The organism is Microcoleus sp. CAWBG58 (assembly GCF_020883045.1).
Lineage (GTDB): Bacteria > Cyanobacteriota > Cyanobacteriia > Cyanobacteriales > Microcoleaceae > Microcoleus.
The window spans coordinates 16,315-31,618 of the sequence record NZ_JAHRFA010000026.1; the positions used below are offsets into that span (position 1 = coordinate 16,315).

At 47.2% G+C, this 15,304-nt stretch carries 20 protein-coding genes and 1 tRNA gene; 11 read left to right on the forward strand and 10 right to left on the reverse strand.

Translation table 11 applies throughout. The annotated features are described in order from the left end of the window. Both QZ918_RS13740 and QZ918_RS13745 read left to right on the forward strand, forming a co-directional pair. A partial coding sequence (locus tag QZ918_RS13740; RefSeq protein WP_293335921.1) for a hypothetical protein occupies positions 1-505 on the forward strand: 505 nt, incomplete at its 5' end. Positions 506-509: 4 nt separating this feature from the next. Next, complete coding sequence (locus QZ918_RS13745; RefSeq protein ID WP_293335923.1) at positions 510-2,156, forward strand: bifunctional DNA primase/polymerase; 1,647 nt, start codon at positions 510-512, stop codon at positions 2,154-2,156. A 50-nt stretch (positions 2,157-2,206) separates the two neighbouring features. On the opposite strand, the gene QZ918_RS13750 is transcribed toward QZ918_RS13745, so the two are convergent. Both QZ918_RS13750 and QZ918_RS13755 read right to left on the reverse strand, forming a co-directional pair. Further along, on the reverse strand, positions 2,207-4,594 hold the full coding sequence (locus QZ918_RS13750; RefSeq protein WP_293335925.1) for a phage tail family protein: 2,388 nt from the start codon (positions 4,592-4,594) through the stop codon (positions 2,207-2,209). Further along, positions 4,595-5,245 carry a hypothetical protein gene (locus QZ918_RS13755; RefSeq protein ID WP_293335927.1) on the reverse strand — a complete coding sequence of 217 codons (651 nt, stop codon included), beginning with the start codon at positions 5,243-5,245 and terminating at the stop codon, positions 4,595-4,597. 47 nt (positions 5,246-5,292) lie between these two features. Here QZ918_RS13755 and QZ918_RS13760 point away from each other — a divergent pair, with 47 nt between their 5' ends. Further along, positions 5,293-5,481 carry a hypothetical protein gene (locus QZ918_RS13760; RefSeq protein WP_293335929.1) on the forward strand — a complete coding sequence of 63 codons (189 nt, stop codon included), beginning with the start codon at positions 5,293-5,295 and terminating at the stop codon, positions 5,479-5,481. A 551-nt stretch (positions 5,482-6,032) separates the two neighbouring features. Here QZ918_RS13760 and QZ918_RS13765 read toward each other — a convergent pair. Genes QZ918_RS13765 through QZ918_RS13790 form a run of 6 tightly spaced genes read right to left on the reverse strand, consistent with a single transcriptional unit; the run spans position 6,033 to position 9,110 of the window. Further along, complete coding sequence (locus QZ918_RS13765) at positions 6,033-6,587, reverse strand: hypothetical protein (RefSeq protein ID WP_293335931.1); 555 nt, start codon at positions 6,585-6,587, stop codon at positions 6,033-6,035. A gap of 12 nt (positions 6,588-6,599) precedes the next feature. Further along, positions 6,600-7,292 carry a hypothetical protein gene (locus QZ918_RS13770; protein ID WP_293335933.1) on the reverse strand — a complete coding sequence of 231 codons (693 nt, stop codon included), beginning with the start codon at positions 7,290-7,292 and terminating at the stop codon, positions 6,600-6,602. A 25-nt stretch (positions 7,293-7,317) separates the two neighbouring features. Beyond that, complete coding sequence (locus QZ918_RS13775; protein WP_293335935.1) at positions 7,318-7,668, reverse strand: hypothetical protein; 351 nt, start codon at positions 7,666-7,668, stop codon at positions 7,318-7,320. Beyond that, on the reverse strand, positions 7,668-8,009 hold the full coding sequence (locus QZ918_RS13780; RefSeq protein ID WP_293335937.1) for a hypothetical protein: 342 nt from the start codon (positions 8,007-8,009) through the stop codon (positions 7,668-7,670). Before QZ918_RS13780 ends, QZ918_RS13775 begins: the two co-directional genes overlap by 1 nt. Positions 8,010-8,049: 40 nt before the next feature. Then, entirely contained in the window at positions 8,050-8,751 is a 702-nt protein-coding gene (locus QZ918_RS13785) for a hypothetical protein (protein ID WP_293335939.1), read from the reverse strand. Positions 8,752-8,768: 17 nt separating this feature from the next. Next, on the reverse strand, positions 8,769-9,110 hold the full coding sequence (locus tag QZ918_RS13790) for a hypothetical protein (RefSeq protein ID WP_293335941.1): 342 nt from the start codon (positions 9,108-9,110) through the stop codon (positions 8,769-8,771). Positions 9,111-9,736: 626 nt separating this feature from the next. Between QZ918_RS13790 and QZ918_RS13795 the strand changes: the two genes are divergently transcribed. The 8 genes from QZ918_RS13795 to QZ918_RS13830 all read left to right on the forward strand — a co-directional run bounded on the left by QZ918_RS13795 (position 9,737) and on the right by QZ918_RS13830 (position 14,020). Beyond that, on the forward strand, positions 9,737-10,078 hold the full coding sequence (locus tag QZ918_RS13795) for a hypothetical protein (RefSeq protein WP_293335942.1): 342 nt from the start codon (positions 9,737-9,739) through the stop codon (positions 10,076-10,078). 63 nt (positions 10,079-10,141) lie between these two features. Further along, positions 10,142-10,477: a hypothetical protein gene (locus QZ918_RS13800; protein WP_293335944.1), complete on the forward strand. Its 336-nt coding sequence runs from the start codon at positions 10,142-10,144 to the stop codon at positions 10,475-10,477. 1,235 nt (positions 10,478-11,712) lie between these two features. After that, entirely contained in the window at positions 11,713-11,970 is a 258-nt protein-coding gene (locus QZ918_RS13805; protein ID WP_293335946.1) for a hypothetical protein, read from the forward strand. Continuing rightward, a complete protein-coding gene (locus tag QZ918_RS13810; RefSeq protein WP_293335948.1) occupies positions 11,960-12,376 on the forward strand; it encodes a hypothetical protein in 417 nt (138 codons plus the stop codon). The genes QZ918_RS13805 and QZ918_RS13810 overlap by 11 nt, the downstream gene beginning before the upstream one ends. Then, positions 12,376-12,705, forward strand: a complete 330-nt coding sequence (locus QZ918_RS13815; protein WP_293335950.1) for a hypothetical protein — start codon at positions 12,376-12,378, stop codon at positions 12,703-12,705. Before QZ918_RS13810 ends, QZ918_RS13815 begins: the two co-directional genes overlap by 1 nt. A 4-nt stretch (positions 12,706-12,709) precedes the next feature. Then, a complete protein-coding gene (locus QZ918_RS13820; RefSeq protein ID WP_293335952.1) occupies positions 12,710-13,078 on the forward strand; it encodes a hypothetical protein in 369 nt (122 codons plus the stop codon). 6 nt (positions 13,079-13,084) lie between these two features. Continuing rightward, complete coding sequence (locus QZ918_RS13825) at positions 13,085-13,387, forward strand: hypothetical protein (RefSeq protein WP_293335954.1); 303 nt, start codon at positions 13,085-13,087, stop codon at positions 13,385-13,387. Positions 13,388-13,579: 192 nt separating this feature from the next. Next, positions 13,580-14,020: a tlde1 domain-containing protein gene (locus QZ918_RS13830; RefSeq protein ID WP_293335956.1), complete on the forward strand. Its 441-nt coding sequence runs from the start codon at positions 13,580-13,582 to the stop codon at positions 14,018-14,020. On the opposite strand, the gene QZ918_RS13835 is transcribed toward QZ918_RS13830, so the two are convergent. Both QZ918_RS13835 and QZ918_RS13840 read right to left on the reverse strand, forming a co-directional pair. Beyond that, positions 14,017-15,135: a site-specific integrase gene (locus tag QZ918_RS13835; RefSeq protein WP_293335958.1), complete on the reverse strand. Its 1,119-nt coding sequence runs from the start codon at positions 15,133-15,135 to the stop codon at positions 14,017-14,019. The genes QZ918_RS13830 and QZ918_RS13835 overlap by 4 nt on opposite strands. A gap of 83 nt (positions 15,136-15,218) precedes the next feature. Further along, positions 15,219-15,292: transfer RNA gene (locus tag QZ918_RS13840), tRNA-Asp, on the reverse strand. Between the last annotated feature and the right edge of the window lie 12 nt (positions 15,293-15,304).

Sequence of the window (15,304 nt, forward strand, 5' to 3'; positions counted from 1 at the left end):
AGTCGTAGACACAGTCGTAGACACAGTCGTAGACACAGTCGTAGACACAGTCGTAGACACAGTCGTAGACACAGTCGTAGACACAGTCGTAGACACAGTCGTAGACACAGTCGTAGACACAGTCGTAGACACAGTCGTAAAAGATTTATGGGTTCCCCCAGAAATCCCAATTCAAATAGCTAGCATCCGCAATAAATTCATCGAGCTGATAGATAAATACGAGAAAACTAAGATTAATACATCTAGGAAAAAGGACATAGAAAATCTCAACGGGAATATAAAGACGCTAAACAAAAAGCTTGAAAACCTGCAAAAATTTGAAGCACTTAGAATCGGACACACCATCTGTCATTCGCGTCAGCCGGTACTGTTGGGGAAAATAACCGGGCTTGGTTTCTCCCAAGGAGAAATGCCAATTGTTTGGGTCAAGTATTACGAAGAAGGCAACTTACAAAAAACTCCAACTTCAGAACTGGTTCCCATGATTTTCTTGGTGGACGTGTAGCAAAATGCAAGCCACCCAGACACTACCAACCCTGCTAGAGATTCCCGAGAATTGGCCGCTCGTGCCAGTATCGGGAAAACGGCCCTATCAGAAAAATTGGAATTCTAGGCAGTTCAATCGCCTAGAAATCCTCACCGAACTAGAAAACGGCAAGGCAACCGGCATAGGGCTGAAGTTGGGAAATGGGCTGCTAGCAATCGACATTGATGGCGACTCGGCCGCCAAGCTCCTAGTCAAATTAGCAGGCGAAAACAGCCTCGCAGATTTCTCGGCAACAACTGCCTGGACAAGCGGCCGAGCTGGCAGAAAACAGTGTTTATTTTCGGTGCCGGAAGCTGACTGGCATCGCCTTCGCACGCGCAGAATCGGCACGGGAATATCAGGCGATGACGGGAAAGAGGAGTGCTTGGAATTTCGCTGGCTCGATAGTCAAAGCGTATTGCCACCAAGCATCCACCCAGACACCGGCAAACCCTATGAATGGATCAACAGCCCGCTACAACATCCGCCCGCTCCAGCCCCAGAATGGCTAATTGAACTCTGCGAAAACTGGCATAGCGAGTATGTCAGCGATAAGGAACCAGATTTAGTGCGCTTCCCGGTACGATTGTTCCCGCATTTTGGCCGTCAGATGAGTGTCTGGCTGCTCGCGCGCCGCTTCGATATTTCGCGCTGGAGCCATGGCGGTAAGTGCAAAGGATCGGGAATTGGAAAATTCACACTGGCAGCAGCAAGTATAATTTTAAATCGCAGCGAAGGCCACGTCAGAAAGTTATTGTGCGCTGCCAAAAAGTCGGGATTAATTCGCGACTATTCACAGTCCAAGAATTGGATTACAGTTTTTTACAGCAGCTTAGAAAAAGCGATCGCTCTCACCGGCATTGAGAAGCTCGGCCCGATCGCCGCCATAAATATTGATGATTTGGCTAACATCCACATACTCGCTACAGAAGTGGAAGCCCAGAGCTTGCAACGCGCATCTCTCCACCGAGTAAGGCAGGAAGAGATCCAGCAAGTAAAATCCCAGGGCGACGACCCTGGGAAAACTCCGACGCAAATAGTTAAGCCGATCGACCTGCACACCTGCGACTATCCGGCGCGGGTACTGGGAAAGGGCGATCGGTTTATTTATTGTGATTCGGAATTCCGCTTCTATGGCGGAAGTCAAAGTGCGATCGCTAACAGCCGGGGGATTAGTCAATCGACTGTTAGTCGCCACCTTTCAAACAGCTACCGATTGGTAGCGGCACCGGTGCGAGGATATCGCCAAGAGTTGCCGCCAATAATCAAAAAGCAACTGGTAGAGAAACTCCCACATCTCAAAGGGATGCCGTCAGGATTGTGCGTGGAAGATGGCTTATTTTCCATGCACGGCGACTGGTGGAAGCCTCACTGCAATGTTTATCTATTAGATCATCGCCTGGTATCAGCCAGACGGCGACGGGCCCGAATCCAAGGGCAAATAGATAAGGATGACTTATTGTTTGAAAAAACCTCGCCAAGATTTTTAAACAATAATAATTTCTTATGTGTTGTTCCTTATGAAGAAAAATTGGATCCTTCTAAAGAATTAAAAGATCTTTTAGAAAAGATTCTCCCCGCCATGGAAAATAAAACCAACCGGGAAAAAGAAAACCAAAAAGGATCATGACTCAGCAGTAAATGAAAAACGTCCCATTTTTGGGACATTTTTCAACCGGGTTAGCACCCCTCGATCGGCGGAACGAAGCATTTCACTGTTTCAGGAACTCCATTCGGGCCGAGTTGAGCGATCGCAGCGCGAACACAACGTACCGACCGAACCGCCGGATTTAGTTTTACCGCGCCGCCTTTTGTAATTCGCAGCTTGCCTTCAGAGACCGACAAATTATCAATCAAATCTAAAATCCTTTCCGCCTCGTCCTCCGTCTCGGCACGCACACCGGATTTGATTTTAGATCCACCCCAAAGCAAGCGACCATAGACATTTCCCTTGGTATAAATCAAGTTATCGAAATCGCGACACCATTCTAAATCCTCGCGGGGATTCGGGATGTGAGTGTGCCACAAACTGCCTGTTTGCTTGGGATAGTTTTCGCCCCAAGTTAACACCAGTTGCCTTGGTACATCAAACTCTGCAAATTCATCGCCTGGTTGAACGGGGACGCAGACAGGAGTTTCACAAGCCTTGGCATAAGACAATTTTTGCAACTCGGTAAACGCTGAAATTTGGCTCGACAAGCCAGCAATCCCATCGCCATTGTAGAGCAGCACCTGCGTGCCTCCATCGCAATCCACAAAATCAATTTGGCCAGCAATATCAACATCGTCTCGATCGCAAACTTCTGCCAGTATTTTCTTATTTAGCACCGTCAACTCCCCAACTTGGTCACTCAACCCAAGTAAGCCAGCACCGGAATAATCATAAGTAAAAACTGTGCTACCACAAACGTAAGTTCCGGCACCAAAGATATCTGGGAATGATGCCGAATACTCCACATCACAAATTTTCTTGAGTGCCATTTTGTTGACACCTAAGATGACATCTAGCTGCTTCTGAATCCCGATCAAGCCGGGTCCAGAATAGCTGTAGGGAATCGTCGCGCCATCGCATTCAATCAGCCCTGAATTTTTGAAGTCGGGGAATCTGTCGTCGTCCTCCTTCTTCTTTTTCTTCAGCTTGTCATTGATATCTTTACAGCATTGTTCTAACTCTTTTTTAGTTTCCTCCGCCGTTTTTTGAAGCTTCTTTAATTTAGCCTCAATGTCGGGGGTAGGCAGGTCGGCGACGACAGTTAAAGTTTGTGGAACTTCCATCTGCATTGCCAAGCCCTGAGGAACTTCCATCTGCATTGCCAAGCCCTGAGGAACTTCCATCTGCATTGCCAAGCCCTGAGGAACCTCCATCTGCATTGCCAAGCCCTGAGGAACTTCCATCTGCATTGCCAAGCCCTGAGGAACTTCCATCTGCATTGCCAAGCCCTGAGGAACTTCCATCTGCATTGCCAAGCCCTGCGGAATCTCTACCTGCATCTTTAGGTTTATGCCTTTGATAGCATCAGTCAAACTATCAAAAAGAGATTCTATAATCAAAAGCCCTAAGAGCAGAGGGGCTATAGTCTCAATCATCGCATCAGCATTTAACTGAGGAATTTTGATTACCCCTTGCAACGTGGTAGTAATCAGCCCAACAATGGGATTAAGCAATTCAGTAATGCCCGACAAAATAGCCTTAGGTAGCTCCTGTATTTGCTCTGACACAGGATCGATTATTTTCTGAATTTGTTCCAATAGCGGACTAAAATCTGGATTTTTTAGCTCTTGAATATCCAGATCTAAATCTTTCAAAAAATCGACAATAGGGGTTAGCAAATTAACCCCGCCCTGACCAGCCTGATCGAGAGAAGTGGGTGTGGAAAGTCCTTGGCGGGAAGAGTCAATCGGATCGAGCTTGATGCGGCCGGTTCCTGGTCGCGCGGGGAAACCTAACGCTCCGCTGGGGGTTGTGTCGAGCCCAGGAATGGGAGTCATTTTAGGCGATCGCGAACCACGCACCGGCTCATCGAATTCAGGTGCGATCGGCGCAAAAGGATCGGCTCTGCCGACAGTCTGAGGCTGGGTTTGTGTTCGGTTTGCTTGCCGGGGGTCGCCAATGGGCGATCGCGTTTGAGGCTGGGCTTGCGATTGTGTCTGGTTTGCTTGCCGGGGGTCGCCGATCGGCGGACTCGTAGCAACCTTAGGTTTCTGGTCTCCCTTCAAAGCTTGGTCTGCCTGAACAGCCGCAATTCCCTTGACGGCCGCGATGCCGACTGCCTGGCCGATTTTACCAAGCCCAAGCCCAGTAGATCCTTTGGCGACAGCCCCGGTTACAGCAGCACTTTTTAGCCCAAGCGGGACAGCGCCAGTAACAACAGATACCTTGGCAGCAGCGGCTCCTGTTGCGACGACTTTTGCGACAGGGACGATCGGCGCCGCCGTCAGTGGAAGCGCACCAATCCCGACCTTCGCTCCCACGCCAGCAGCAGCCGCCACTTTTGTAGCGGTGGCAGCCTTTGCGGCGCCGACACCTATCTTAATAGCCAGCGGAACAAATGCAAGTGGTGCCGGCATTTACCCTCCACTAATTCCATTCCAAAGAGTTTGCTCAACCCGTTTCAACTCGTCAATGACGGGTTGCAAATCCACATTCATTTCCATGTCCTGAAGCATTTTATTAACAAGTTCCAATTGTTCGACAGCACGGCTATCAATATGTTGTTTAATAGCGTCAAGCAACCGCTGTTTTTCAGCCATCTGCTCAGCAATTATAGAGGCAATAGTATTACAGTCACATCCGCACATTTTTCTATGAGGGGGGGGAGGGGGCGAAGCATTGCCAGGAAAAAAGAAGGGTATCGGCGTCGGAGGGGGGCGAGTTCCCCCTCGGCATTTAGGCGGAGGTCTAATAGAAACCAAAGTAGATTTAAAGTTAGAAACCTCCCCACGGATTCGACCAAACCCTGGGTAATCTTTGTGGAAATATTCAATATAATCGTATTGCTGTCGAATGAAGATTATATAAGAATCGAAAGAAGAACCTGTGTTTGATAGCCAGTGGGAACCAATATTAACAGTAACGTCGAATTTTCCTTTAAAAAACCCCCACTGACCAGCGCCAAACACTTTATCCGCATCTGCTGGGTAATTTGGCTTGTAGCCGACACGAAGATCGCCGTTAAAATTTTTAACGTTATCCTCAAAACTTTCATTTATTTTCGTCATGCCCTCGGAGACAGGAAGGGCTACTGTCCATCTCCATGCCATTATCATTGCAGTCCAGCGAGTACCGTCCGGACACTCAGACTCAATCCTTAAATTATTGGGATTGTAAGGTGCTGGTGCTGGTGCTGGTGCTGATGCTGGTGCTGGTGCTGGTGCTGGCGCTGGTGCTGGTGCTGGCGCTGGTGCTGGTGCATTGCCTCCCCATCCCTGGCGGATGTTCTCATCAAATGGTCTAATTATATTATTGATTTTATTCCTGTAATCAATCCCTAATTGATTGGATCGCTCAATACTCCTCTCGTTTAAGTCTCGAATTTCAGGCGATTTTTTTAATCCAATATTATTAATTCTGCTTGTCAGGTCAAGCCCAATCTGCTCAGAGCGCCGGATACTATCGGCTCCAGAAGGAGGCGCATAAACCCCAAATTCCTTCCGCCCCTCTCTTCTCATAGAATTATATTCGCAGAGCTTATCCTCAACTGCGCCGTACCAGCAGAGCAAACAGCAGAAATTGCATTTGCGGCTTGGGCGGAATCAATGATTAGCAAATTCCTCAAAAGCAAAGGATGCGCCGAATTGAAAAGTGTTGCGCCAGAACCATACCTAATCCAGATTTCCGCCGAAGGGATAATCAAAGATAAGCAATAAATTTTGACTATCTTCCTATTCGGGTTTGCAGCAAAAAGAGTTGTCGAGGATGTAGACACAGTAATTGTCGTAGAGGAATCCTCTGTCAAGCGTTCCGCTAGCTGACCAGCAATGCCTCGATTAAGATTATTGCAACAATTCATACAACATAGTTGTAAACAATATTGTTGTGGTCTTGCAAGAAACTTGATTTCTCAACCACATACCCAGTAATAGATACCCAATCATTCTGTTGCCCAGCGCCAGTATTATTCTGGAGCAATCCATGCCCTCGGTCAATTATTTTTGCATGGATTTTCCATCCAAATCTAACCCCGTAGAATTCCAAGTCAGTGAAGAACTCGTTAATCCCTGTGAAAAAAATTGGCTTTACGTTATACAAGTCAATCATTCCCACTTCAAAATTTTGCCCGCTTGGATTCTGCAAAGAAACAAGCAGCCCTTTTTTAGGATTCGCGCGAAACATCTGATTCTTCTGCTCCTTCTGCGCGAGCGTATCGGTAGGGAGGATAACAGGGGCAAAAGTTGGAGGCACTGAATCGAGGTAGCAGGCGACTCGAATCACCGCCATGTGCCCTTGGTAGTTGATGTTTGTTCCGAGTACAGATGCGTTGCTTGAAGTATATAAAATCGCTTCCTGATTGCTAGTTGCCGGGGCAATTCTGGCTGCAACCTGAGCAATTCGATCGGGCATATCGATCGCCATTTAATTCCTCCTAGTGCCGCTAAATACTGGTCTAGCCCCGCCAGTAAGTGCCCGTTCAGGAGCCTTGGAAACAAGTGCCGAGGTCATCCCGCCACTGCCATTACTAAACTTTGCCTGAGGCTGGGGCGCCCCGCCAAAAGATGCAGAAGCTTGTCCGGCAAGTTGTTGTCCTGTCCTTACAGCCTGTCCCGCAAGTTGCTGACCGGTTTTTACAGCTTGTCCGGTAAGTTGTTGTCCGCTTTTGACAGCCTGCCCTACAACTTGCCCGCCAACTCCCAAAGCGTTACTAATAGCCTTCCCTGGATCTTTCCCAAATTCAGCAGAAAACTTACCAGAAGCTGTTTCATAAGCGTCTATGTACTCGTCTCCCTTTTTCATTAACTTCTCTAGATGAGGCCTTGTCGCTGTTTCGACATTACTCCTATTAATTTCCTGGACGCGAGCTGCTTTTAGCTTCCGATCATCAGCCATAGCAGATCCAGGTGTCCACATTTCGTGAGTTCCCGGCGCTTGTTCATCAGGTATGTAATTCGGGGGATAGGGTTTCCCCGTTTTCGGATCAATAATTATTGGGGGGCCTGCGACAACATTCGCAATTACCTGCAAAGATTGAATTTGCGATCCACTGACTGCCGTATAACCACCACTACTAGGATCGTATTGCCCGTAAACCGGTTGCTCTGCTGCTGCCATAATTTTTACCTGTTATTCACTTAAACTAAATAGAATTCGGGTTGGGCATAGCAATGCCTCGTGGCACTAACACCCTAACTTGAAAAACATATTGCTCAAAAGGTTTTGCAACCCCATCTGAAATCACCTCAACCAAAGAAACTTCTGGGCCAAAAATACTCAGTTGAGAATCCTGGCTAGTATCCTGTTCCTCCCATGTTTTCATTAACAATGCAAGCACCACAGACTCAGCGTTATTTACTGCCGCAGGTGCTAAAGCCGTAAAAGCTGGGGGCGTTCTCAAGCTTCTTAAATCAGCCTTACTAAAGGTGACTGCTGTTGCCGTTTGGGTTGCGCCGGCACCAAAAAAAGCGGTTAGAGGTTTGTCGATCGCCATTAAATTAAGTTGGGATTAGGGAACGTAGAAACCGTATCATCCTGAAATATCTCAATCTCACTAAAATACCTTCGCTGCCACTTGTTGAATCGAAATTCTAGGGTTTGCTCAAACGGTTTGATAATGAATTGAGAATCTGTACTTTGGTCCTGATTTCGCAACCACCGCAGAATCAAGGCGAGAGATAACTGTTCGCTGCGGTTGTTCGCAGCAGGAGTAAAATCATAGCTAGGGGTCAGCCCGACTGGTGCAACCAAATCATTTTTCAAGATAATGAGTTGGGTTGCCGTTTGGGTTGCGCCGGCACCGAAGAAATTAGTAAATAAAGGTTCGCTAGGCATTAGGTTCGCTAGGCATTTAATTGGATAATTGATGCAAGAACTAGCGCAGGCGAACGAATGTCGCTCGTATAAGGGAAGCGGTAAAAGCTCGAGTAAAGAAGACTTGAACCATTCTGGTACTCAGTTGTCCGGTAGCAGCTAGCCGAATCCCGCCCGTGAACGTATCAGTGTCATGGCTTTCCATTGGGAAATTAAATATAGGCTGAGCCCGCCCCGTATTCTGCCACTGGATTGGGGCGAGAATTGTCGCCCCACTTGCTTGCGAGTGAGGAAATGTCTGACCATTGGAGATAAACTGGATATAAACTGCTACGGCAAACAAGCTTTCAGCCGAGCCAGGATTTAGGTTGCCCAAAAAGCCCAAATCAAAAAGCTGCCCCCCTCCTGGATAGCTAATCTGTGCGGGCGGCGCTACTTGCACCTGCGCAATCGAAATAGGCAAAATCAATTGATACCGCCTGTCCGCCTCGGCTACTGTGAGATAAGTGGGATGTGGATCGGTGGCAGCTACGTGATCTGCGATCGCACTTGCCACTTCAGCATCACGAGCGATTGCCGCCGGAATATCCGTGTCCGTAAGAGCTATCGCAGATCGCCTGTAACGCCCATCGCCCTCCGCTTGCGTCAGATAAGCGGGATGTGGATCGGTGGCGGCCATGTGATTTGCGATCGCACTTACCACTTCAGCATCTGTCGCGAGTTCCGGTGGAAATCCAGTGTTTAAATTAGTTAAAGTTGCCATGCTAACTCAATTTTTTATTAAATCAACGTGGATTCAGTCACCATCACTGTTGCTGTTCCAGAAGTTGCTATCATGGACACAGGCCCCGTATACCGATAGGAACTCGGCTCACTGTGGAAATGAAATCCAGGCGGGAGTGGTCTTTCGTATGAATTGGCAGCAACGGTTGTTCCTTCTCGTAAAAGAATCGTTGCCGGGCCTGCATTATAAAAAGAGTAATTTGCCCTGTTCGCATTTGCGGCCAGCGCCACACTTGAAGTGGTAGTAATAGCTGTAGAAACAGGCGTTCCCGCATTTCTGGCTAATGGCTGCGGGGGCGTTGGTACTGACGCTGGATTTAAATTATAAATAGCTCCCATTGTTTCTCACTCCGGTGGATTGTCAGAAATAAACAGTTTTTTCTTGAAACTCACAGCGCAAAGTTGTTTTCTTCCGAGCAGTCGCAAAACCTGAGATTTGCTCAAAAAATACTTAGCGCAATAACTACGAAGCGGAATACAAGGGGGCGGGTCAACCTGCGTTCCAGCGCTTCTGTAAAAAGTGCTGGGGTAAGTTTTCGATCGCACCTTATATTTCCTTTGCATTTATACACAATAAGAAAAATACCCGCATGGGTGACCGACGGGTAACATAAATTGACATTAAAAAAAATATTTATGTATTTAAATGTTTATTTAGTGCCTCCGCAACGACTTCCCACATCTTTTTTCGCTCGTCTAGCGCCCGCTGCTTAACTTTAATAAGGAGGTCGGTAGTTACTTTTACCGTCATAAGAGTTGACTGCATAGTTCCAAAAATAAATAAATATTCAAATATAATTGTCGCACATTTCCTTGCCTTACGACAACCGCCAGACCCCTTATTCTGTGAGACTCGTCGAGTGCTTTTACCTTTAAACACGACGAGTGATTTTTCGTACATAAACCTTGCAAGAAAATGGCCGATGCGTTTAAGTTAAAAACAGCCAATCAGCAAATCAACAGCGATGATTCCGCCGACAGAAGTTATCCCCGGATATGAATTTGATGAATTGACAGGAAAAATAACAATCCCGATTGCAGCACTGGCATTGTCGTCGGCCGAAGCGAATGCAACCACTGGTAATGCGATGGAAATCGTTCGCCAAATGCTCGACAAGATGGCAATTTTCATTGCAAGGTTGGAACCTACCGAGCAACTGACGAGAAGCATTATTGCCAAACCAGATCCAACGATCGCGATCGGATTTGATTTACCGCCCGGAACCTTGCGACAAACTTACATAGTGAGCTTTGACTTGCAGCCAATACTCCTTGAGCTTGTGCCAGAACCGGCCCCAATTCCTTAAATAGTAGATCGCCTCGATCGCAGATAGATCGCCCAGAACAAAACACCAAACAGGAAATAAAGAATGAGAATTTCTCCCGCCGAACTTTTCCCAGGATACACATTTGAATCCAATGAAATCAGAATCCCAATTGCCGCGCTAACAGGTCTAACAGCGGCCGAAGCGAATGCAACCACTGGCAACGGAATGGAAATTCTCCGGCAAATTGTCGATCGCAGTCATTTCGCACTCGCCGCCCTAGTTCCCGCGGCCCGACCAACCAAAGCGACGGTTGCAAAACCCAATCCGTCGATCGCCTCCGGTACAAATGTCGCACCAGGGACTCTGCGCCAAAGTTACACACTCAATTTTGACTTGCAGCCCACCTCATTAGAGCTCGCATCCGAGCCTACCATATAAATAAATGGCTAGACCAGAAGGAATCACATTCAGGGGAAATAATTATCTCCCAGATTGGGGGTTGCCAGCCAACCCTTTTAATTACAAGTACACCTTTAAAGTCCCTGACGGGATGAGCAACGCAATGATAGACGCAATCGTTGCCGCAGTGGGTGGATCGATCGTCAACACAAGAGGAGTGCCATGCGAGGACGCGGAAGGTCACCCGTGGACTCCACGCAAGCTCAAATTTTGGTTTGAGGCTGGAAAAACAATGTCAATTCCTGTCCCAAGCAAAACAAATTTAGTTGCGACAGCAAACACAATCGCAACCCAATTAAATCGGATTGCTAGGGTTATCTGTGTTTCCCTGGAAGGGGAAACATGGAGCAACATCATCGACATAATAGATCCAACTTCATCACTGCTTCCGCCAGTCCCGATGGCTATTACAGACACTCCTGCTGGGACAAAGGAACCTTCTTATGTGGGGAGCATGGCGTATGAAACAGATGGCGTGCTTGAGATGAGTTCCAAGGCCTTTAAAATGGCAACGAACCTTCCCGGCAATGCGCCTTATGCGGCATATGCAACCGCTATTAACGAGTGCTTAATATCAGGAGGTCCCCTGAATACGTCGAGAACAAGATGCCCTGGCTTTCGCCAGCTGACATTCCATCATCGGCGGTTTCGTGTCGTGATGCTCCAAAATCGCAGAGTGGTAGCGCCAAGCGACGCCACTCCCAGTCAAGCAATCTCGGAGGTAACGACCGCCAGATCAGCGATGCTTGTTCCTATGAGCGCCCGAACCCCTGAGCTAATCCGGGCTTGTGGGTTAGCGCTGCGGGCAGTCCCCCACACAATGTGTCTGGGCTACCGAGGTGAATGGGATAAGCGATTCAGCTTGAAGAATCCAGGGGCGTTACCCGCACCGACACCCTAGCCCTAATGTTTTGGCGCGCCGATTACACTACGGATCTCGGCAAAACGTACTATCAAATCACCCTGCTGGGAGAAGGCGACTTGTTGCCCGAGGTATACAAAAACTCGGCAGTCAAGGGCAGGGGATTTTGCACATTACCCCGCAATGTCAAGCCAAGAACAGCAGTTCTGACAGATACGGAAGGGCTGAACTACCAGGTCGAGTATCCATTCAGGCCGGGAACTCCTGAATGGATACAATTCTGGGGAAGCATACGAAGCAACCCCTTGATAATTACCAGCAGCGGAAATGGCGAGATCGTCAAAGGAATAAAATGAGATACATTATCATCAAAACCGAACCGAACTCCAACGGGACAATCAGTTTCCTTGGGGCACACAAAGCCACACGAAAGGGTAGCAAAAGCTCGATTGAATGGATCGACCTAAAGTCTGCCACAACGAACACAATAGACCCCGATGCGTGTGACCTTCTATCCTTCGACGAGATGAGCGAAGCAGAAGAACTCCTGGAAGACGTAGGGGAAAATGATACAGAAAGCACCGCCATCATGGGGGTAGATGCCGACTAGCGCCCAAAAAATTAAGGCTTTTAAAACGGTCAGAGGCAGGGATTTAAAAATCCGATACACGCAAGATAACTTGGAGGACAGCTTGGTCAGCCAAAGGCAATACTATGATGAGGGTGGGAACCAATTAACTCCCGTGACGCCCCTGCTTTTGGCTCGACAAGTAGCGACAAACAACCCAACTATCGACCGTCTTGGCAATGCCGAACCGCGCTATATTTCCGCGTGCTTCGGCTCACCCCAAAACAAATCAGGCGAGAGCAATTTCAAAGTGATCGTCCCCTATGCGCCAGGGGACAACCGTCAAGCCGAGCAAATAAAAGAGGTGGGTGAATATACCTCTTTTAGCCCGTCGGTAGAGCCTCGACTGCCTCTACAATTGACATATCACGGCGAAAATCAAGGCTAATGCTAACTACAGTTTTAGACACTGTCATTCAATCGGCAACACCAACTTACACCGAATGGTTCCCGCCAAACACTTTATTCATAGTTTTCCAGAGTGATGACACCGGGGAGTATACACAATCAGGGGAATTCGTAGAGGCTGCCTGTGCACTTTTTTCTCGCATTCAGGACTCTCCGCTGATAGAGCGCCTGTGTGCACTCTTCCAAGGCTCAATTAATACGATCGACTTAATTCCCATCCCAGGACTCTACCGAAACGACTTATTTCCAATGCGACTTCTTGTCAATCCTTCGACAGGTTTCCACTGTCGCATAATTGCAGTTAGCTAATCAAATGATTTCCGAAACTTTTCCAACCATAGAGATGACCGATCGGGCAAAAGTACGCCTAACCTATCCTCACTTGCCTGAATTTGAGTTGAAAATGGACTTCAACCCAATAATTGAGAGATTTCATCTCGTCGGCAACTTTTGTCTAGTTCACTGGCAAGCTAAGCCCTTTGGACTAAGGAGATGGGGGGTTTACGATGCAGGGAAAGACAAATACTATCCATTCTCGTGGAATGGCGCCGTCTGTTCAACGTCTCCAAAATTCCTGCAAATAGATGAAGAATTGGTGAAATCGGTACCTACAGCCGTGCTATTTTTTACCGAGACTACAGTAATCCAAGCAGAATATTTGACGATTGCTAACGTGAGATAAACAGCAATGGAAAAGCTTATCGACCTAGTCAAGGCAGACATTGCTACAACTGTAATAGCCTTCCTCGGATTAATAATTGCGTTCCTCGGATTAGCAATAAGTTTTTGGCAACTTAGAAGACAGCAAAGGAAAGAGCACCTAGAGGAAATTCGCCTAAGAGAAATAGAAATCAAGGAGGCTGTTAAGCAAAGGCAACAAATGGAGCAACAGTTGAAATTGCAAGGTCAACAAATAAAGTTTCAAGGGGAACAAATGACTCAAGTTCTTGACTGGATTTCCAAAATCACATTCAACAGTAAAAACAACTAATGGACAAAACATCACTACGCATTGCATTGGTTTGCATATGCCTTTGCGCTTTTGTTTCGTGCTTGGGGGTGTTGATAATAATACTGGAGTCACAGCCAATCCCCGACAACTTAATTGAATTGACACTTGGAATAATTGCCGTAATTGGAGCTTTTTTGGCCCCGTCACCACTACAGAAATAGAAGAATTCTCATGAATCATTCACTCATTTTTACAATGGAACTAAAGCCGTCAAACGAATTAATTGATGGCAATTTGCAATTGATTTACCCTGACAAAAAGCCTATTGATTACTTGGCAACTTCGGGCTGTCAGCAATGGCAGCAGCCCGAAGACCAATCGGCAAGAGCACGGGGCCCAATACCAGCAGGAGAATATCAAATTCCCACCAAACCTTACTGGCTTGACACTCGTGGAATAGAAGGCTGGTTTTTTCACATAACACCAGATCCAGTCGTTATCAATGGCGTTACCCGTGGAGAGTTTGGCGTCCATTTTGATGCAAATGCTCCGGGCAGTGCAGGGTGCATTGTGCTCCGCAATTTCCCAGGATGGCAAATGTTTTGCGATCGCATGAATAAGATCGCAAAATCCGGCATCAGGTCAATCCCGCTCTTAGTCGAGTACACTTAAAACTCAGGCAATTGTGGTTGGTTGATAACATGACCATAATGTTGCAGAATCATTTTGCCGTCGCGGTGTCCAGCGATTTGGGCAACTTGTGGTACAGACAACCCGCTTTCAAGAGCCTGACTAAGAAGCGTGTGTCTGGTAGCATAAGGTTTTCTATAAGGAATGCCCAAAGCCAATAAAACAGGCTTCCAACACTGAGAACGAAAGTTACCGTGATCTATAATTTGCCCTTTGGGGCTTTTGAAAATTAGACCACAAGCATTTTCTGCAATCAGTGAACTGAAAAGAGCGAAAACGCGATCGGACATTTTCAAGGTGCGAATAGATTCTTTAGTCTTAGGGGATTTACAAATCTTCTGATACTTCCCCCGTTCGCGAGACACCGACTGTCTAATAAAAATCAAGCGCTTTTCCAAATTAACATTGTCCCAGGTTAACCCAACAGCTTCCCCTGTTCTTACTCCCGAGAAAAGCAGAAATCGGACAAAAGGTGCGTAGGTAATGTAAACGCGATCGACATAATCTAATATTTTTTCAATTTCAGCGTCTGACAATGGCGCTTTTTTGCTGGCTGACTGTTGTCGCTCATCTTCTGTTGCAATACGGGAGCGAATTTTTTTTAAAGGGTTGTCAACCGGCTTAACAAAGCCTTCCTCTACCGCCCACGAAAAACACGATCGCAGCATTGACAGCCGACGGTTGAAAGTGCTGGCAGCCAACTCGCTAGATTGAAGCCATTCGATATCATCCAGCAAGGGATTTTTTGCCTTAGCAAGCATGGCTCGCACGCAAGCATAATGATCGGACGCGGTGGCAGTTGGCAATCCAAGAGACAAAACCCATTTATCCCAAATGTCGAGCCATTTCACCTTCTGCGTTTTTGCGACCAGCGGAATTTCAGCGCTGCTACTTTTGTGTCGGTATTTCTCCAGTGACGGATCGAAATGTCCTGCGAGGATATCATTTTCAATTTTCGTAGCGATCGCCGCAACTAATTGCCGATCGCGCTTATTTTCCCACTTCCCCCCTTTTAGAGGGGCAAACGAGAAAGAAGCACCCTCAACAGTAAATTGTAGGCGAATGGCTTTTCTATCTTTCGATGGCTTAATATTCATTTTTAGCGGGATTCCAGCGCAGATTTAACTTGCGGTAGATCCTACTAATTTATCAAACTGCTGGAATTCTTACCAGCTATGAACGGGACAGACGGGGCTCGAACCCGCAACTTCCGCCGTGACAGGGCGGTGCTCTAACCAATTGAACTACTGTCCCTCGTTTTTGCTT